The sequence below is a fragment of the Proteiniphilum sp. LBM24028 genome (assembly GCF_056629195.1).
This window is the reverse complement of sequence record NZ_CM152817.1, coordinates 2,395,739-2,415,667: the sequence shown is the minus strand read 5'-3', so window position 1 is coordinate 2,415,667 and position 19,929 is coordinate 2,395,739. Positions and strand designations below refer to the sequence as shown.

The 19,929-nt window shown below is 48.0% G+C and carries 17 protein-coding genes; 9 read left to right on the top strand and 8 right to left on the bottom strand.

Annotated elements, in window-relative coordinates; genetic code table 11:
* Positions 1-127: 127 nt before the first annotated feature.
* The 4 genes from ftsY (at position 128) to AC1HCU_RS09620 (ending at position 5,503) form a co-directional block, all read left to right on the top strand.
* The gene (gene ftsY, locus AC1HCU_RS09635; protein ID WP_480365486.1) at positions 128-1,081 is read left to right on the top strand and encodes a signal recognition particle-docking protein FtsY; all 954 of its coding nucleotides are present in this window, start codon (positions 128-130) and stop codon (positions 1,079-1,081) included.
* Positions 1,082-1,166: 85 nt separating this feature from the next.
* Positions 1,167-2,462, top strand: coding sequence for a 30S ribosomal protein S12 methylthiotransferase RimO (gene rimO, locus AC1HCU_RS09630; protein ID WP_480365484.1), 1,296 nt, complete (start codon positions 1,167-1,169; stop codon positions 2,460-2,462).
* Between the two features lie 17 nt (positions 2,463-2,479).
* Positions 2,480-3,655 carry an HU family DNA-binding protein gene (locus AC1HCU_RS09625; RefSeq protein ID WP_480365482.1) on the top strand — a complete coding sequence of 392 codons (1,176 nt, stop codon included), beginning with the start codon at positions 2,480-2,482 and terminating at the stop codon, positions 3,653-3,655.
* Between the two features lie 423 nt (positions 3,656-4,078).
* Entirely contained in the window at positions 4,079-5,503 is a 1,425-nt protein-coding gene (locus AC1HCU_RS09620) for a Gfo/Idh/MocA family protein (protein WP_480365480.1), read from the top strand.
* Positions 5,504-5,534: 31 nt separating this feature from the next.
* Here AC1HCU_RS09620 and sucD read toward each other — a convergent pair whose 3' ends face one another.
* From sucD to AC1HCU_RS09600, 4 genes are all read right to left on the bottom strand, one after another.
* Complete coding sequence (sucD, locus tag AC1HCU_RS09615; RefSeq protein ID WP_480365478.1) at positions 5,535-6,401, bottom strand: succinate--CoA ligase subunit alpha; 867 nt, start codon at positions 6,399-6,401, stop codon at positions 5,535-5,537.
* Between the two features lie 14 nt (positions 6,402-6,415).
* Complete coding sequence (gene sucC / locus AC1HCU_RS09610; protein WP_480365476.1) at positions 6,416-7,561, bottom strand: ADP-forming succinate--CoA ligase subunit beta; 1,146 nt, start codon at positions 7,559-7,561, stop codon at positions 6,416-6,418.
* 441 nt (positions 7,562-8,002) lie between these two features.
* A complete protein-coding gene (locus AC1HCU_RS09605) occupies positions 8,003-8,623 on the bottom strand; it encodes a TonB-dependent receptor domain-containing protein (protein WP_480371144.1) in 621 nt (206 codons plus the stop codon).
* A gap of 26 nt (positions 8,624-8,649) precedes the next feature.
* Complete coding sequence (locus AC1HCU_RS09600; protein WP_480365474.1) at positions 8,650-9,819, bottom strand: TonB-dependent receptor plug domain-containing protein; 1,170 nt, start codon at positions 9,817-9,819, stop codon at positions 8,650-8,652.
* Positions 9,820-10,043: 224 nt separating this feature from the next.
* On the opposite strand from AC1HCU_RS09600, the gene AC1HCU_RS09595 reads away from it, so the two are divergent.
* The gene (locus tag AC1HCU_RS09595) at positions 10,044-12,446 is read left to right on the top strand and encodes a TonB-dependent siderophore receptor (RefSeq protein ID WP_480365472.1); all 2,403 of its coding nucleotides are present in this window, start codon (positions 10,044-10,046) and stop codon (positions 12,444-12,446) included.
* Here AC1HCU_RS09595 and AC1HCU_RS09590 read toward each other — a convergent pair.
* Positions 12,443-13,045: a helix-turn-helix transcriptional regulator gene (locus AC1HCU_RS09590; RefSeq protein WP_480365470.1), complete on the bottom strand. Its 603-nt coding sequence runs from the start codon at positions 13,043-13,045 to the stop codon at positions 12,443-12,445. The two genes, AC1HCU_RS09595 and AC1HCU_RS09590, sit on opposite strands and share 4 nt — an antisense overlap.
* A complete protein-coding gene (locus AC1HCU_RS09585; protein WP_480365468.1) occupies positions 13,038-13,715 on the bottom strand; it encodes a hypothetical protein in 678 nt (225 codons plus the stop codon). The genes AC1HCU_RS09590 and AC1HCU_RS09585 overlap by 8 nt, the downstream gene beginning before the upstream one ends.
* 228 nt (positions 13,716-13,943) lie before the next feature.
* Between AC1HCU_RS09585 and AC1HCU_RS09580 the strand changes: the two genes are divergently transcribed.
* The 4 genes from AC1HCU_RS09580 to nadD all read left to right on the top strand — a co-directional run bounded on the left by AC1HCU_RS09580 (position 13,944) and on the right by nadD (position 16,776).
* Positions 13,944-14,480, top strand: coding sequence for a nitroreductase family protein (locus AC1HCU_RS09580; protein WP_480365467.1), 537 nt, complete (start codon positions 13,944-13,946; stop codon positions 14,478-14,480).
* A 124-nt stretch (positions 14,481-14,604) separates the two neighbouring features.
* Entirely contained in the window at positions 14,605-15,747 is a 1,143-nt protein-coding gene (gene nspC, locus AC1HCU_RS09575; RefSeq protein ID WP_480365465.1) for a carboxynorspermidine decarboxylase, read from the top strand.
* Positions 15,748-15,863: 116 nt separating this feature from the next.
* Positions 15,864-16,106, top strand: coding sequence for a GlsB/YeaQ/YmgE family stress response membrane protein (locus AC1HCU_RS09570; protein WP_480365463.1), 243 nt, complete (start codon positions 15,864-15,866; stop codon positions 16,104-16,106).
* Between the two features lie 73 nt (positions 16,107-16,179).
* On the top strand, positions 16,180-16,776 hold the full coding sequence (gene nadD / locus AC1HCU_RS09565; RefSeq protein WP_480365461.1) for a nicotinate (nicotinamide) nucleotide adenylyltransferase: 597 nt from the start codon (positions 16,180-16,182) through the stop codon (positions 16,774-16,776).
* 31 nt (positions 16,777-16,807) lie between these two features.
* Here the strand turns inward: nadD and AC1HCU_RS09560 are convergent, their stop codons facing one another.
* Together AC1HCU_RS09560 and AC1HCU_RS09555 are read right to left on the bottom strand one after the other, a co-directional pair.
* On the bottom strand, positions 16,808-19,021 hold the full coding sequence (locus tag AC1HCU_RS09560) for a tetratricopeptide repeat protein (RefSeq protein WP_480365459.1): 2,214 nt from the start codon (positions 19,019-19,021) through the stop codon (positions 16,808-16,810).
* A gap of 6 nt (positions 19,022-19,027) precedes the next feature.
* Entirely contained in the window at positions 19,028-19,927 is a 900-nt protein-coding gene (locus tag AC1HCU_RS09555; RefSeq protein WP_480365456.1) for a hypothetical protein, read from the bottom strand.
* Positions 19,928-19,929 lie beyond the last annotated feature (2 nt).

Here is a 19,929-nt window from a genome sequence, read left to right as displayed (position 1 = left end):
TTGTCCGGAGCAGTCGGCAAGAAGCACGTTAAAAATATATAAAAACTTCCCTGTGCCATCACGCAGGGAAGTTTTTTATTGACAATTTTGTAGATTTGGCATTCATCGTTTAAATATTTAGTGCTTTATGGGCTTTTTTGACAGATTCTCGAAAGGAAAAAACGAAACACTCGACAAGGGGCTTGAAAAAACAAAAGAAAACTTTTTTTCAAAGATCACCCGCGCCGTAGCCGGAAAATCAAAAGTCGACGACGATGTGCTCGACCAGCTGGAAGAGGTACTGGTCACTTCCGATGTGGGCGTGGAGACCACTCTGAAGGTCATCGATCGCATTGAGGAGCGTGTGGCACGCGATAAATACGTGGGTACCGATGAACTGACAGCCATCCTGCGTGACGAGATCGTCAGGCTTCTCACCGAAAACAACAGTGACGACCTGGCAGACTTTACTGTACCCGGAGATAAAAAGCCTTATGTGATCATGGTCGTGGGTGTTAATGGCGTGGGAAAGACCACTACTATCGGCAAGCTGGCGCATCAGTTTAAACAGAGGGGCCTTTCCGTGTACCTGGGCGCAGCCGACACATTCCGTGCGGCAGCGGTGGAACAACTCGATATTTGGGGCCGAAGGGTAGAAGTGCCTGTGGTAAAGCAGAGTATGGGTGCCGATCCTGCCTCTGTGGCATTCGATGCCGTGAACTCAGCCAAGGCGCACAACGCCGATGTGGTAATCATCGACACCGCCGGACGTCTGCATAACAAAATTAATCTGATGAATGAGCTCACTAAAATCAAGAATGTAATGGGGAAAATAGTGCCCGATGCGCCCCACGAAGTGCTCCTCGTACTCGATGGCTCCACCGGACAGAATGCCTTTGAGCAGGCCCGGCAGTTCACCGCAGCTACGGAAGTGACTGCGCTGGCCATCACCAAACTCGATGGTACCGCCAAGGGGGGCGTAGTAATTGGCATCTCTGATCAGTTCAGGATTCCCGTAAAATATATCGGTCTGGGTGAGGGAATCAATGATTTGCAGGTATTCCGAAGAAAAGAGTTCGTGGATTCCCTGTTCGGAGAGTAAACGGGGAACCGTTTCCACCTCCGGCAACTCTTTGTGCCGCCTTTTTTCAAAAAATCGGGATTTACTCCAAGATAGGTTAGTACATATGATTAAAAACAAAATAGATGTCGTGACCCTGGGTTGCTCAAAGAACCTGGTCGACTCGGAGTTACTCATGCGTCAACTGGTAGCAAACGGCTATACTGTTTCGCACGATCCCGAGGAAGCCCGGGGCGACATTGCCGTGATCAATACCTGCGGATTTATTGGTGACGCCAAGGAGGAATCCATCAACATGATCCTCTCCTTTGCCGAAGCTAAAAAACGGAATAAGCTCAAAAAACTCATCGTGATGGGCTGCCTTTCAGAACGGTATCGCAAGGAACTTACAGAAGAGATTCCCGAAGTGGACATGTTCTATGGGAAGTTCGACTGGAAAAATCTGATTGCCGACCTGGGAAAATCATACTACAAGGAGCTGGAATATGACCGTTCCCTCTCCACGCCTCCCCATTACGCATATCTGAAAATCTCGGAAGGATGTGACAGAACCTGTTCCTACTGCTCTATACCGTTGATTACAGGGAAATACAAGTCTCGCTCTATAGAAGACATTACCCATGAAGTGCGGCAACTGGTAAGCCGGGGAGTAAAGGAGTTCCAGTTTATTGCCCAGGATCTTACCTATTATGGAATTGATCTCTACAAGTCGATGAAATTGCCCCAACTGGTGGAACAGGTGTCAGACATACCCGGCGTGGAGTGGATCAGATTGCACTATGCCTATCCGGCACACTTTCCAGCCGACCTGCTGCGGGTGATGCGTGAAAGAGAAAACGTATGCAACTACCTCGACATTGCCCTGCAACATATCAGCGACAACATGCTGAAAACCATGCGTCGGAATATCAGTAAACGACAGACCACCGACCTTATTCAACAGTTCCGGGAAGAAGTGCCGGGCATCCACTTGCGTACCACCATGATGGTGGGTCACCCCGGAGAGACGGAAGCCGACTTTGAGGAGCTGCTCGCATTTGTAAAGGAAACACGTTTCGAGCGTCTTGGCGCTTTCCCGTACTCACACGAGGAGGATACATATAACGACAAACATTATACAGATGACGTCCCTGCCGCAGTGAAGCAGGAAAGAATGAACCTGCTTATGGAGACGCAGGAGGAGATTGCGCTAAGGGTGAACGAGGAAAAAGTGGGAAAAACAATGAAGGTGATCGTCGACAGGGATGATGCTGATTTTTATGTTGGACGTACAGAGTTTGATTCTCCCGAAGTAGACGGGGAGGTGCTTATCACCAAGGAGAAACCACTGACAGTAGGCGATTTTTACGATGTAACCATTCTCTCTGCCCTTCCCTTCGATCTGACGGGAAGCGTGTATTGAGAAAAACTTTTTATCATATGACACACGAAGATCTTGTTCAAAGACTTGCCGGGCAGCTTGGATGGTCGGATATGGCAGTATCAGATGCGCTGGATGCAATTATTGCCGTGTTGAAAACAGAGCTGGCAGCAAATAATCCGGTAGATCTCGATGATTTCGGGAAATTCTCAACCCCGAAACAACCTGAATATATCCTGACAGACAGGCAAACCAATGACCGATACCTCATGCCCCCGGCGGTGGAAGTACTGTTTGAATCTTCTGCCGATCTGTTTTTTATGCCCGAAGACTCCCTGAATGAATCGGTAAACAGTGCTTTCTCCTTTTTTGAACCTACCCCGCTCTATGAGGGAGTAGCGTTGCCCGGTGTCCCTGAAGTGATTGCCGGAGGAGATGAGGAGGATGAAGAGGAAGTTGAAAAAACAACGGAAGAAACTGACGAAGCGGAAAAAGAAGCGGAGGTAGTAGCGGAAGAGATTGGAAGAGAGGTGGCTGAAGCGGAAAAAGAAACAGCAATAGCAGCGGAAGAGATCAAAAAAGAAACAACTGAAGTAGAGAAAGTAACGGAAGAAACTGGCGAAGCGAAAAAGGATATAACAGAAGCCGGAAAGAAAACTGAAAAGATAACCGGCGAGATTGACACGAAAATGAAAATTGTCCGTGACCACAAGCCTTACCCACCTTTGTGGATTCCCATCGCGGGGGGTGTGGCACTTGCATTGGCTGCTCTTTTTTTTTTCCGGATGTGGCAACCCCGAAAAAATGAATCGACAGTAGTGTTCCAACAGTTGCCGGAAGCTGGAGTGCTGAGCATGTCCCGGTCTGAAATTCTGAGAAGTGAAGCCACGGAAAATCACGACGTATCCTCCGGCACCTTAACTGACTCAACGGGGGCCAATACACTTCATCGGGAAGTGAAAAATAAGTTGTCTCTTCCAGAAGTGAAGAAAATACGTCTTGCCGACGGCAAAACCTTGCGTCTCCTGGCGCAGGATCTGTTCGGGGACCGCGAGTTCTGGGTCTACATATACCTTGAGAATAAATCTCAAATCAACAATCCCAACCGTGTTCCCGCCGGAACAGAACTGACAGTGCCTGATCCTACCAAGTACGGGATCAATGCGGCCGATCCCGGTTCTGTTGCCAAAGCAAAAAACCAGGGAAATAAAATACTGAATGCTCCGGGGAAGTAACTGCTTCTTACAATGTAAAACAGATATTATACGCCTCTGTATAATAAAATTGGATATATTTGTGATCTAAATCGGGAAATATTCACAAACTGCTCATCGGTGCAGGTAGGAACAGCAGGTGAAAATGGTGCTTCTATGACAATCACCGGTAGTAAATTACCGGTGTTTAAAAAAGGAGGACCATTAGAAGATTAAACATATCAGGCAGACCCATGATTAATAAAATTATTAGCATGAAACGAGCATGAATTACGAAGTAATCGACTTTGTCAAAATTATTCTCACACAAGAACATGATTAAAAGTGAGTTCCATATGATACCTTTGAACTTTTTCGATAAGTGAATACATAAGCAAAACTTGTTTTGACTATGGTGAGCGCAGAAAAAGTCTAATGAAATAGAAAATAAATAGTTTTAATCATATGAATAAGTTCAATTTTTTATCGCTTTCTTTTTTACTGGCTTTATTTGTATCATGTACGACAAACGGAAGGCAAACCAATGGTGACGATCCCTCCCGGTATGTGATCAGGACGGAAGTGCCCGAGCGCCCCGCCGGCCAAAAAGATGTACTCGGCTTAGTGACACCCGGAATGGATACGGTACGGGTAGGTTTTATCGGACTGGGCATGCGCGGCCCTGGCGCAGTAAGACGTTTTACGTTCATTCCCGGTACTAGGATTGTTGCACTTTGCGACCTGCATGCCGACAGGGTAGAAAAGGCACAGACCATTCTAGAGAAGGCAGGCCTTCCGCGTGCCGCGGCATACAGCGGAAATGAAGACGCTTGGAAAGAACTCTGCAGGCGTGACGATATTGACCTGGTCTATATTGCTACCGACTGGAAGCATCACGCCGAAATGATGATCTATGCCATGGAACAGGGTAAACATGTGGCGTGTGAGGTTCCCTCCGCCATGACACTTAATGAAATATGGGATGTCATCAACACGGCCGAGAGAACGCAAAAACATGCCATGCAACTGGAGAACTGTGTATATGACTACTTTGAACTGACCACCCTGAACATGGCACAGCAGGGGCTTTTTGGGGAGGTGCTCCACGCCGAAGGTGCATACATCCACAATCTGAAAGACTACTGGGGATCTTACGAAGGGGACTGGCGACTGCAATACAACAAGGAGTTCCGGGGCGACGTATATGCTACACACGGTATGGGCCCGGCTGCACAACTCATGGACCTGCACCGGGGTGATAAGATGAACACGCTGGTAGCCATGGACACCAGACCGGTGAATATTCCGGAGTACCTGATTGAGGAAAGGGGAATGCAGCGCGATAGTGCCTACCAGTTTGCAAACGGACAACATACCATGACCATGATCCGTACCGAGAACGGAAAGACTATCCAGATTCAGCACGACGTGTCTTCACCCCGTCCTTACAGCCGCATGTACCAGGTGAGTGGCACCAAAGGATTTGCCAACAAATATCCAAAAGAAGGATACGCACTCGAAGGAGAGATGCTTGGCGAAGATGTGACACCCGATCATGAGAAACTCAACGCGCACGGCTATGTCTCGGATGAGGTAAAGGAAGCGTTGATGACAAAATACAAACACCGCATCCACCGCGAACTGGAAGAAAAGGCAAAAGAGGTGGGCGGCCATGGCGGGATGGACTTCATCATGGACTATCGATTGATCTACTGCCTGAGAAACGGCCTTCCTCTTGACATGGACGTATACGACCTGGCAGAGTGGTGTTCACTCGCAGAACTAAGCCGTATCTCCATTGAGCAAAATAACGCCGCCGTGGAAGTGCCCGATTTCACACGGGGGAACTGGAACAGGGTACAGGGATTCCGGCATGCCTTCGTAGACTGATCGTACGCTCTTTCGCCCTATATAATCCTGTTTATCTTCTTCCTTTCAGGAGGGAGGGAATTTCTCCGGGTTCTTTTGCCACCGGAACGCCTACCGCTTCGAAGGCGGCAATCTTTTCGGCGGCGGTGCCCGATCCGCTGGAGATGATGGCACCGGCATGACCCATCTGTTTCCCCGGGGGAGCCTGTTGTCCGGCAATAAACACGGCGACAGGCTTTGTGACGTGATCCCTGATATATTCAGCGGCCCGCTCTTCGGCATCTCCGCCTATTTCGCCAATAAGTGCAATTGAACCGGTATCGGGATCATTCTCAAACATCTCCAGCAACTCCCTGTAATATAGTCCCACCACAGGATCACCTCCTACACCCACTGCCGTGGACTGTCCCATACCCTGTTCGGTGAGATTATATACCACCTCATAGGTAAGTGTGCCACTGCGGCTGATTACACCGGTGCTGCCCTCCCGGAAGATCATGGAAGGCATGATCCCTACCAGACTCTTGCCCGGTGAAATGAGTCCGGGACAGTTGGGGCCAATGAGGTTGGCACCTTTGCTTTTGATGAAACGGTAGGCTTCCACCACATCGAGGGTGGGAATACCCTCCGTGATGCAGACTATCAGTCCGATGCCTGCATCGGCTGCTTCCATCATTGCATCTTTTGCGAAGGGAGCAGGCACGAAGATGACCGAAGTATTGGCACCAGTTTCCCTCACCGCATCCCGTACCGTGTTAAAGACAGGAATATCCTGTACAATCTCACCTGCTTTTCCGGGTGATGTGCCAGCTACTACCCGGGTTCCGTATGCTTTCATTTTCGATGCATGAAACCCGCCATCACGTCCGGTTATACCCTGCACAAGAAGTCGGGTATCTTTGTTTATAAGTATACTCATATTTTGATTGTTTTTCAGTCTTGATATTGTTTTGTCAGTTCCACAGCCATGCGCGTAGCATCGCCCATCGTTTCGGCTACATGAAAATGAGAACCCTGCAACATGGCTCGCCCCTCCTTCTCATTGGTGCCGGTCAGTCGGATCACAATGGGAACATCGGTCCTGATCTGCCGGAATGCCTCCAACAGGCCATTTGCCACATCGTCGCAGCGGGTGATGCCGCCGAAGATGTTGATGAGCACCACCTTCACATCCTTATCGTTCAGCAGCAGCTTCATTGCCTCAATCACCTTGGTGGGGTTGGAGCTTCCGCCGATGTCGAGAAAGTTGGCCGGGTCGCCACCATAGAGCTTGATCATGTCCATGGTGGCCATGGCCAGGCCGGCGCCATTAACCATGCAACCGATGTCTCCGCCCAGATGTACATAGCTGAATCCTTTGTCCCTGGCATTTTGTTCCTTCTTCTCCTCGTCGGTGAGCTCTTTGAGTCCGGATACCTTCGGGTGACGGAACAGCGCATTATCATCGAACGTCATCTTGGCATCAATGGCCATGATGGAGCCCTCTTTCGTCAGCACCAGCGGATTGATCTCGGCAAGCGATGCATCGTTTTCAACAAATAACCGATAGAGCTTCCGGAAGATGGGTGCGGCCTGACGCACTTGTTCAATGTCGTCGAACAGCTTGAAAGCAGCTTCGCGTGCCAGATAGTCAGGGACACCCACAGCGGGATCGATCACAAACTTGTGAATCTTCTGCGGCGCGGTCCGTGCCACCTCCTCAATGTCCATGCCGCCTTCCCGGCTCAGCATCAGGATGGTCGACTTGCTATTCCTGTCAATGACATAGCTCACATAATACTCTTTTTCGATGTTTACGGCCTGTCCCACGAGGATGCGATCCACGGTGAATCCCTTGATGTTCATGCCCAGGATGGCTGCGGCATGCTTTCTTAATTCCACCTCACCGTCAGCCAGTTTTACACCGCCGGCCTTGCCTCTGCCACCCGTGTGTACCTGCGCCTTTACTATCACCTTCTGTGAATCCAGCTGGCTGTATGCTTTTATTGCATCTTCTACCGAACGGCATATGATACTTTTATCCACCGGGAGTCCATAGGAAGCGAAGATTTCTTTTGCCTGATATTCATGTATTTTCATATGACTAAACTATTTATTTTCTATTTCATTAGACTTTTTCTGCGCTCACCATAGTCAAAACAAGTTTTGCTTATGTATTCACTTATCGAAAAAGTTCAAAGGTGTCATATGGAACTTGCTTTAGTCATGATCTTGTGTGATAATGATTTTGACAAAGTCGATTACTTCGTAATTCATGCTCGTTTCATATGATTAATAATTTTTTTTCATGCTTTAATGATGACATGACGTGTCAGTATATCATTTAGAATTGTAAATCTATGATTTTTTTTTGTAAATAAAAAAATGTATAAGATAGCGTTGAAGAAACTGAAACGTATGATCCCGTTGAATTGTTTAACAAAAACAGGAAAAAGAAAAAAACCTACACCGCAATGGGTACTAGGGGTTTTAAAAATGGAGTCACACATGTTTAGCCCACGGGCAGAACAGATGGTAGCGTCAATTGATCAACAGAGAGAGGCCGGTATAGTAAAGTGCCCCGTAAACGGGTGCATAGAGAAAAGCAGCATCATCCAGATGCCTTTCAACCTGAACATAACTGAAAATATTTTTACCTCCCACATAGAGCCGTGCCTTTCCGAAGGTTCGAGATATGCTTGCGTTAAAGGTCATGTAAGGATCGCTCTCCCTGATTTTGGAATTGCTTTCCATCTCGCTGATGTAGTCGATGTAGCTCTTGCCCTGGTAAAATCCATAGATTGTCAGGCTCCAGTTGTGGGACGCATACTCTATTTTCACGCTGCCCGAAGTTGAGGGAAACCGTGATATCTTGTCGCTGATACCCTCATAGGAGGTGCCTCTCCAATCTTCTCTTGTGTTTTTGTAGCTGCCGCTGTTGATGCTGAAGTCGGTTCCAATATTTAGATTTCTCATCGGATTTAGAAGCAGCGTCATCTCAATCCCCCTTACCACGGCATCGTCAATATTACGCCACTGATAAGTGTATCCCAGGTTTTTTACATCCACATCAGCACCGGTGAAATCAATTTTATCTTTCAGATAGGTGTAAAACAGGTTGGCGCTCAGCTGAACATGATGGCCGTAATAATCGGCCGACAGGTTGGCACTGCGGGAGGTTTCCGCCTTCAGGTCCGACGATTTCCATACTGTAGCCCGAAGAGAAGGCTGTGACTGCCTGTCTGCATTCCCAGTGTGAGTGTCGAGATCAGCGAGTTCTCTTCTGCCAGATAGGGTCTCATGTCAAGCACGTCGGGTTTGACCCCTTCGTGGGTATCCCTGTAATCTAATAAATAAGAGTCGTTTGTGGCATCCCGGTTGTGATTGATATATGTATTGCTGAAATTGAGGAGGGTCTCCTGACCAAATCTCTTTTGGTAGTTTATTTCTCCTTCGTACCGGTCGGTCCATATGTTTTCGGTACCTTCTGTGAACGGATTCTTGTACTGGTCATCGGTAATTACGCCTCCTTCGCGCTTTTCATTAATGGCTTTTCCCCGGATCACCAGCTTGTCATCATCAAAAAAAGGATGGTCGATATGCAGGCTGGCGCCGATGTTATGCAGTCTTGACGCTACCCTGTCGGAGATGCCGTCCTTTATTTTCACTTCTTGCCAGGTTCCTCCCTCCCCTGTTTCATCAATCACGCCATGGTCTATCTTCTGGGCGTAGAGGCTCAGTCCGATATTCCCTTCTTCGTTTCGCATGGAGGCATTCAGGTTGTAGATGTTGGAGTTGTGATTCCCAAACTGGAGGTCGGCCGACACAGATGGAACAGGCGAGGGCTTTTTCGTAATGATATTGATCGCTCCGGCTATGGCGCTGCTGCCATACAGTGCCGAGCCTGCCCCTTTGATCACCTCGATGCGATCTACATCACCTGTGCCGATCTGCTCCAGTCCATACACGCTGGCCAGTCCCGAGTAGATGGGCTGACCGTTGATAAGCACCTGGGTATGTTCCGATCCCAGTCCCTGCATCCGCACCATGGTGAAATTGCACGACTGGCATTGATTTTCCACCCTGACACCGGGCACACCCTCCAGGGCCTCGAACACGTTCCATGCATTTTTATTTTGTAATGCTTTGGACGTTACCACCTCCGTGCGTATGGGCACGCTCTTTACATAATGCTGGGTGCGTGTTCCGGTAACGACCACCTGCTCCAGGTTGAAGTGATTCTCCTCCGGTGCCTTCTCTTTTACATCGCCAAAGAACGCATTGTCTGTTTTGTTCGCCTGCCCGCTGACGTTGATTGCAAGCAGGGAAGCCAAAAACCATAGATACATTTTTTTCATTATTAGTCTGAAATTTTAAATGATTTTACGGAGCAAAAGTAATAACGTTGATAGGACGCTTCAATTGCTTATAGTGGGTATTCGCCGCATTTGAAATGGTGATTTTATGGTATTGTGCCCACCTTTCTTTTCACTTTTCTTTGTAACCCGGTAAACTCAATAAAACAAAACGAGCAAGTAACATCAAAATGATGGGTGTTGCCTATGTATAAATTGTAAAAAAGATGAATAAAAAACTGGTTATCTTATTGATGAGCCTGCTTGCAGGCTTTGGTGAAATGTTTTCACAACAAAACAACATATTCAGGGGAACAGTAGTGGGAGAGGAAGACCGGGAGCTGATTGGCGCCACAGTCTATCTCGAGGAACTGGGCATCGGAGATGATACCGATGCTTCGGGCACATTTCGTATTGCCAGTGTGCCACAGGGAACACATGCCGTGGTGGTCAGCTATGTAGGGTATAAGCCTGTCACGAAAGAGATCGACTTTCAAAAGGGTACGGTAAGGGAAGATACTTTTCACCTGCAAAAGGATGAAAGGGTACTGCTTGAAGTGGAAGTGTTCGGACGGAGACGTGAACGACCCGAGAAGATGGATGCACTCACCCGTATACCGCTTCGCATCGATGAACAGGTGCAGAGTATCTCGGTGATTTCGCAGAAGATGATTACCGACCAGGGCATGCTTACTTTGAACGATGCCGTCAGGAATGCTCCCGGTGTGGGTACTTTTGCCACCTTCGGCAACACTACGGAGAGTCTGACTTCACGCGGATACCGTGGAATACCTGTAGTAAAAAACGGGGTAAGGGTGCATTCCGATTTCCGGGGCAACGGTTTTCTGACCGACCTGCAGGGGGTGGAGACCATCCAGATCCTGCGTGGCTCGGCTGCCATAGCGCAGGGGCTGGGAAATGATCTCGGCTCGGCAGGCGGAGTGGTCAACATCGCCACCAAGACCCCACGATTCATCAACAGCGGCAACGTAGGGTTCCGCGTCGGAAGCTGGGGACAGCTGCGTCCCATCTTTGATGTGCAGTTCGTGACCGATAAGTTGCAACGCACTGCTTTCCGCATCAACGGAGCATGGGAACGGGCCGACAACTATCGGGCTCATGTCTCGAAAGACCGGGTCTATCTGAATCCTTCTTTCGCATGGCGTCCTGATGACCGGACCAACATCACGCTCGAGATGGATTACCTGCACGACTCCCGCACTCCTGATCAGGGTACGGTGAACCTGAGTGCCGATAGTATATTCAACGTGTTTGAGATGCCTCACGACCGCTTCCTCGGATTCTCTACCGATCGTCAGACCACCAACACGCTTACCTACCTGGTACAGATATATCGCACACTGAATGATTTCCTCAGTCTTCGCACCGCCTACGCCGGCTCCGATATGAACCTGACCAAGACGGCATCTCTTGCCTCGCCCCTGAAGAATGTGACGAAAACAGGCCATTACAATTTACGATCCCGTACCTACAGCGGGAGTGAGAGAGACGATAGAAATGGAGTGTTTCAGCTCGATCTGATCGGGAAAGATTTATATACCGGTAGGGTGAAGCATACCTTCAACCTGGGATTTGATTACCGCTGGACCGACCTTACCACCGTCAATACCAACACGGTGTTGGTAGATACGGTGGATGTGTTGCAACCCATCTCCAACGTGGCGCCGAAGGTAACCCTCAAGAATGAAGATCCTGTACGTTCACGTGAATATGCCTATGGTATGTTGCTACAGGAGGTGATGACCTTCAACCGTTATCTGAAACTTTCTCTCGGTCTTCGTTACAGCCAGATGAGTGGCATCACCGGGCAGGCAGTATCTACGAGCGGTGGTAGCGTGTGGGATCCGCTCTTTGGCGTGATCATTACCCCATACAAGAATATCAATTTCTTTGCCTCCTACACGACCACAACCTCGCTGCGCGGTGCTTCAAACCTGCTGGAAGACAAGGTTACGACGGTAGGTGCCTCACGTGAAAAACAATTTGAGGGAGGTTTCAAAGGAGAATGGTTCGACAACAGACTGCGTTTCAATGCCACCTGGTTTCATATCTTGAACAACAACCTCACCTATGCTGTGCTCAATGAGGCAGGAAACAACACCGGGTATTACATCAAAGCCGGAAACCTGAAACGGCAGGGTCTGGAGCTGGAGCTGACAGGTAGGGTGCTGAAAAATTTAGATGCCGTGGCGGGATATGCTTATCTCGATGCGGGGTATCACGACAGTCCCCACTACCACGAAGGGTCGGCTCCCATGAACGCTGCAGCACATACTGCGAACGGATGGCTCAACTATACTTTTTTTGATGGTTTTCTGAGAAATCTCTCCTTGGGAGCGGGCATCTACTTCACGGGAAAACGGCCTTTCGCCGAATATACCTACCAGGTATTGCCGGGCCATAACGTGCAGCCCAACACAAAACCATTCCTGGCCGACCCTTACACCACCGTGAATCTACAGGCGGGATACAGGATAGACCGCTGTCAGCTGCGACTGCTTCTGAATAATATCTTTAACTCGGTGGGATATACTGCCTACTACAGGGGAGGGTATCTCAATCCCACCGATCCGCGAAATGTGGCGGTGGCACTGAACTGGCAATTTTAAATCTCAATGTCCTCTATAGCCACAATCTTTTTTGAAATGGCATAGATGGTGAGGCCCGACTGGCTGCGGATACCGGTTTTCATTGTGATATTCTTCCGGTGCCGCACCACGGTATGGATGCTGATATTGAGCGAATCGGCAATCTCCTTGTTCATCAATCCATTCACAAGTCCTGTGAGGACCTCGATCTCCCTTTTGGTGAGGTTGTCGTCCTCATTTTTCTGCATTGTATAAGACCGGTTCTGTTTGTCGAGTTTCGAGAGCAAGTGGATGATATGTTCGGAAGAATCATACAGCGTGAATGAGAGGTCGGTCAGCATCGATTGCTTTTGGATGATGCCGTAGTCTATGCCGGCAATTGATATTGAAGGATACTGTCTACGGATCTTACGTACTTCCTTCTCCCGGTTCACAAACTGAAGCGGATTGGTAATGAGAATGTTTACGGTGACAGTCTCAAGAAGTTCAGTGAGTTCCTCCAGTGTCTCTATACGGTGAATCCTGCAGTCCAGGTCCGACTGATAAAGAATGGTCTGCAGCCCTTCGCAGATGATCCGTGAGGGTTCCAGAATGGCGATATGTAACGAAGGTTTAGGCATGTTGCTCCCTCTCAATGTTCACACCCGCCGGGATCAGGATGGTTTCCTCAATCAATGAGTGAATATACAGATCAAACTCAAGCTCATAAAGTGCGAAAAACAACTTTCGGCGCAGATCCAGGTCGTTTTCAATTTTTACATATTTCAGCAACAGGTGTTTCAGATCCTTCAGCTTCAACTCAATATCGGTATGATGCTCACCATACTCAATGGAGGAGTAAAGCTCCTGACGATCCGTATTGCCTTCATTTTTAAGCAGCGCTATGAAGTAGGGAAAAGCAACATTGTCCTCATAATCGAGATGCTCGATCACCTCTGTAAAATATTCATTGAAAAACTTTTCCAGCAACTTCAGCTCTTTTGCGGAATGATTCTCCTGCAGTTGCCGGATATAGGAACTGATCTGCGGGTATTTGTCGGATCGGTAATAATGATGACTATGTTTCAGAAAATCGATGACATGCATCATGTCTTCACGGGTAAATGGAATGCGCACATTCGCTTCCAGCCCATTATAAAGATTTGCGATGCTGATAAACAGATTTTCACTGATACCATGTCCGGTGCAGAGCTGTAAAACAGTCTGATCACTCACCCGGAAATCAATGTTAAAATGTTGTAGCATCAACAGAAGGTTCGGGTTGGCATCGATCAGATCGGCCATCTTCATTTGTGATTTTACTTTTATTCTCGATGCGTGATACATATCGGAAAAACACTATTTTTATGCAAAAATAGAAAAAAGATGGCAATTATTTGGAATTATTCTAATTAAACTAATTTCTTCTCTCACCTTATTTCTCCTGTCACACTTTTCCCGATTTTGCTTTCTCTTTCCAGTCGATCGGAAATTCTCCCTTTTTTTTTGTATTATTGTATCTTATTTCAAAAAGTGACGATGAACAATTTTCAACCACTGTTACTGCAACGTCGCAGCATCAGAAAATTCAGTAAGGAGCAGCTTACAGCCGACGAAACCCGTTTGATACTTGAGGCCGCGTTGCTTTCACCCACCTCCAAGAACCGCCGTTCGTGGGAATTTATCGCGGTGGAACAAAAGGAGATGCTTGCCCGATTATCACAATGCAAACCACATAGTGCCACTTTTATTGCCGACGCCTCCCTGGCTGTGGTCGTTGTGGGTAACCCCCTCGAGAGCGATGCCTGGATTGAAGACGCCTCCATTGCTGCCATCCTCATGCAGCTGCAGGCCGAAGAACTTGGCATAGGCAGTTGCTGGGTACAGGTACGCAACAGGTTTTACACCGACACAATCTTGGCGGGCGAATATATTAACAACCTGCTGGATATTCCCATGCCGCTGGAAGTGCTTTGCGTGATTGCCTTCGGCAGAAAAGAGAAAGTGAGAACCCCCGCCAGCCTGGATGATTTGCACTGGGAAAAAGTTCATATTGAAAAATATAAAATGATGTGATCATATAATGATTCAATGATTAATCAGTAAATCGATCAATCTGCCAATCATTCCTGAACATTGCCCTTACAATATTCAACTTTAAAAAAGCTGACGGCTTATCGCCTATAACTGAATGTCTAAAATGATTGACTTGACAAAAATACCCTCCCCATGCTATGTGATGGAGGAAACGCTGCTCCGGAGAAACCTGGAGCTGATAAGATCGGTACAGGAACGTGCCGGCGTAAACATCATCCTTGCCTTCAAGGCCTTTGCCCTGTGGCGTTCTTTTCCCATCATCCGCGAGTATATCCGGCATTCCACCGCCAGTTCTGTCTCGGAGGCGCAACTGGCCTTCGAGGAGATGGGCAGTCCGGCACATACTTACGCACCTGCTTATACGGAGGAGGAATTCCCGCTTTTTCTGAAGTACAGCAGCCATATCACCTTTAACTCACTGTCGCAGTTCGGGCGCTTCTATCCCATGGTAAAGGCGTCGGGGAAGAATATCACCTGCGGACTGAGAATCAATCCCGAGTATTCGGTGGTGGAGACCGACCTGTATAATCCAAGTGCCCCCGGCTCGCGCCTTGGCGTCACGGCCGACAGGATAGGGGATAAGCTTCCCGAAGGAATCACAGGGTTGCACCTGCACAACCTCTGCGAAAATAATTCTTTCGATCTGGAGAAAACATTGGCAGTGGTGGAACAAAAGTTCGGCCGGCTTTTTGGCCGGATTCAATGGCTTAACCTGGGAGGGGGACATCTGATGACGCATAAAGACTACAATGTGGAACATCTTATTGAGGTGCTGACTGCCCTGAAGTCGCGTTATCCGCATCTTGAAATTATTCTTGAACCCGGAAGTGCATTCGTGTGGGAAACAGGGGTCTTGGTCGCGACTGTGGCCGATATTGTAGAGAACCAGGGCGTGAACACAGCCATGTTGAATGTCTCTTTTGCCTGTCACATGCCCGACTGTCTGGAAATGCCCTACAAGCCCCGTATCCGGGGAGCTTATCACGACCCGGTAGATGGAAAGCCTACCTACCGGATGGGAGGAAACAGCTGTCTGAGCGGCGACTTTATGGGCGAATGGTCGTTCGATGAACCGCTGCAGGTGGGCGATCGACTCCTATTTGAGGACATGATTCATTACACTACGGTGAAAACCACCCTTTTTAACGGTGTAACACACCCTTCAATTGGTCTCTGGAGCGCCGATAACCAGTTTATACTCTATCGCCGTTTTGGCTATGAGGATTACAAGAACCGGATGAGTTGAATAAACCGTTTTGATTTTTTTAAACAATTTCTGTCCACATTGCGTTTATTGAAGTGAGAAGGTTGATTTCTCACCAATATAATCAAAAAAAGTATTCACATTAAAACTATGTAATTATGGGATGGATTTGGTGGATCATTATTGGAGCGGTAGCAGGATGGCTCGCAGGTAAATTAATGAGAGGCGGTGGCTTTGGCTTCCTGGTTAACCTTTTGGTTGGTATTGCAGGTGGAGTAATCGGTGGATGGGTCTTCGGCCTGTTGGGTATTACTGCCGGAGGAGTTATCGGAAGCCTTGTTACGGCACTGGTAGGGGCAATCTTGTTGCTCTGGATCATTTCTCTCTTCAAGCGGGCCTGATAAAACCCGTAAAATGGCATAAAGATCGGTGTATTGAAAGATGCATCGGTTTTTTTATTCGAATATAAGAATAATGGAAAAAAAAATTGAGACCGGCATATTCTCAGGATCATTCAATCCCATCCACATGGGGCATCTCATGCTGGCTGGTTACATCAGTGCCTTCACCCATGTGGAAGAGGTCTGGTTTGTGGTCACACCCCACAATCCGTTGAAAGTGAAAGAAAGCCTGTTACCCGATAATATTCGCCTGGAGATGACACGACTGGCATTGGAGGATTATGACAATATCAAAGTCTCGGACGTGGAGTTTCATATGCCGCGCCCATCCTACACAATAGACACGCTGAACGCACTCGCACAGGAACATCCCGATAGACGCTTCTCACTGATTATCGGTGGAGACAACTGGTCACTGTTCGATAAATGGAAAGATTACGAACAGATTATAGAAAATTATCAGATACTTATCTACCCCCGGCCGGGTGAAAATATCCGTATCCCTAAAAAACTTGGCAAATCGGTGCAACTCGTCAATGCTCCCGAGGTGGAAATCTCTTCTACCTTTATCCGGCGTGCCATCGCAGAGGGTAAAGAAGTACGCGCCTTTCTCCCACCCAAGGTATACGATTACATCAAACAAAATCAACTCTACCGCATAAATCATTAGCAGTTTGGTTGATTAACACATCATCATGCCATTAAAGATCATACCTGATCTTATCCAGAATGATTGGCAGCAGGGCAATATTTACACCTGCTTCCTTTAATTCATCCTTGTCTTCTTCAAGCATTGACCTAAAAGCTTCAAAGCTGCCGGCTTTCTCCATTGCGGTCTGGTAGAACTGCACCGCCTTCTTGTTCTCTTCCAGACAAAGCTCCACATGACCCGCGTTGAGGTAATCGTGGGCATTTGGCTCATTCTCCAGAATAAGGGCATAATATTTCCTGGCCACATCGAACTTGCGCGACAGGAATGCACACCATGCCACCGAACGCCAGGCACGCCTGTTGCGGCTGTCGAGCAGCTCTACCTTAAAATAGAAGTTGAGAGCGGTGTCGTACTGTTTTAGTTCCAGGTAGCAATGGCCGATGTTGAGCTGGATCTGGAGATCGTCGGGCCTGAAATGTTCCAGCCTGCGATAATAAGTCAGTGCTGTCTCAGGCTGCTTCAGCATTCTGTAGCAATGAGCGATGCGATGTATGACCCAGGTATTGTTTTCATCGATCAGATCGGCATGCAGATAAGCTTCCAGGGCTCCGCCGAGATCTGCCAGCATCTGCCTGCAATAACCGATTTTCTGCCATACCTCACTTTTGGTCGCTCCTGTCTCTGCCAGCATCATGTAGGCCGTAAGCGCCTCACTGAAGTTGTTTTTCTCAAAATAATAAAGAGCAATCTGCTCCAGGTGCCGTGGTTGCAGTACCACAGGATGAAAAGCCTCTATGAGGTGATAATTCAGTGGCAGGCTGAAAATATCACCGAACCCTGCACGCCGCTGATAAAGCTTGAAGAAACGGTAAAGGTCCTGAATATATTGCTTTATCAACGTATCCTCCTTCTGATAGGGCTTCAGCACCTCTTCCTCCGCCTGCATCTTTGTAAGCTCCTCGCCCTCGGCTCTCAGCTGTGCAATCATCATGCGGCGATAATTCTCCGGCATCATCATGATACTGAAACAGAAAGAATATTTGTCGGAGTTACAAATTAGCGATGAACGGAGCATGGTCTCGATCATGGAGGCACCTTCCGACTTGTCCGAAAAAAGCTGTCTGATACTGCTGTGCCGGGGATTGAAAGGCAGAAACCAGTTGCTCATCTCCTGAAAGAAGGGGTAGGACTTCAGGTTGGAGAAGGTTGAGTGGAACACATCAGCCCCTTCAAGTTGTAGCTCGGAAAACTCCTGAAGCTTGTCAGTCAGCCCGCTTTCGTCGAGTATCTTCTGCCATTCGGGATTCTTTTCATCCAGTCCGCTCTCGCCCATCCATTCATCGAGGTTTATTTTCTTGCCAATCATGGGGCTCAGTTTCATCATCTCCGGGATGATCTCCTCTGTCAGCCTTTTGGTGATCTTCTCCGTTTCGTGTGCCTGAATGAAGCCGATGAGGGCGGAGACAAAGCGCCGGTTGAACAGCTTGTCGTCCGATAACAGCTTCAGCCTGTTGCCACACTCGGAGTAAAGAGGCCAGCGGGCAGTGTAGGTCTGGAAGATGGGAATGATGCCGATGATAGCACGTGTAGCCAGCTCCGACTCAGGGCGTCCGCACACATCGAGCAGCAGCTCCACCTTGGCGGCGTCGAACCGTTGCAGTATATTCATTGTGAGGGCAGAAATGAAAACGCTTTTGTCGTATAACGGAATGAGGTCGTCTTCCAGAAAAGCGCGGTAGGAGCCGATCATATCGGCATTGGCTCTTGGCGATACAAAAAGGCTGTAGAAGAAATCCTGCAGGGTATTTTCATGTGTCAGTTCATTTTCTTTCAGGCGGCGTTCTTTCTCCTCGCCCTCTTCAAGCAGGCCGATAAAAGAAAAGGTGTCAGCAAGGCGCGTGATAATGTTCCGGTATTCATCCACCGAAAGAGGAATACGTACCTGCAGCTGCCTTGATTTTTCAAAAAAGAGGGAGGAACTCTCCTGTAGAAGTAAATGTTCCGCCGCATCGTCGGCAACGGCATAAAGATCACGGATCAGCTTCTCGTAAATATGCTGTTGTTCGGGATCCTTTTTTCCTTCAATCAGGTAGTGGAGCATATACTGATAATTGGTCTCCAGTTCCGATATTTTTTCGGTAATGGCCCATAGTTGAGACAGCGAGGCAAGTGCCCTGACACCTTCAATTGCCTGTTTCAGGTGTCGTTGCTCAATATGAGAATGAATCACTTTTAATTTGGTCCAGGTGTCGGAGGGTTGCATAATATTTCAGTTTGATGAATCCTTGATAATAAGAGTGGAAGGAAGTGAATCTTTCCAGGAGAGGGGAGTGGCCAGTAGTCTGTTCCATCCGTCGATGCCTGTGATAAGAAGATCCTGGCTCTGCATAAGCTCCTTCCCGATCTTTTTATTGTCGTCCCAGAGATGCACCCGTCCGTCGCTTTTTTTGACGATAAACTGATACAGCTTTTGCATCCTGGGCCCCGACTGGATAACACCCACTGCATCCCACACCATGATCTGCACATTTTCCTTCAGGGCAGTCTGATAAATGAAGGTGAAAATATGTATATCGGCTTTGCAGAGTATGGGAATGAAAATGTTGTTTATCCCGGTCAGGCCGTTGTCGAGAAAAATCCCCGTAGGTATCCTGTTTCTTTCCAATAGAGATGACACCTGTTTTAAAGTATCCGCTTTCTTTTCATCCAATTGAGTTAGGACGGCGGACTCTGAATTTGCCGGATCATTCATCAGCCGCATGTATTTTTCTGCTTCTCCGGGATCTACTTCGTCATGGCCGAGGCCAATCAACAAAAGGTTGCTACCCTGCTCGTCTGCCATTCTGCGGATTTCGGATGTGTAACCGGCAAGCTCACTGATAAAAAGGCGCATGGTGATTTTATTTTTTTCATTTTTTGGTATCAGCTCGGCCAGTAACTTATGCTGAACCATTTCTATTGGCTCACCTCCCAACCCGGCATCCATGTCGTCGATAAAATATAACAGGGTAATCGATGACTTTTCCGCCTTCGAAAGAATAACGTCCGATACAAGCCTGCTCAGTCTCTTACCTGTCTCAAGCCGGGTGAAACATACCAGCGCGTGGGTAGGTTTTTTTAGTTCCGATTCGCCATCGATGCGATTCAATAAGATGTCCACAAAATCCATAC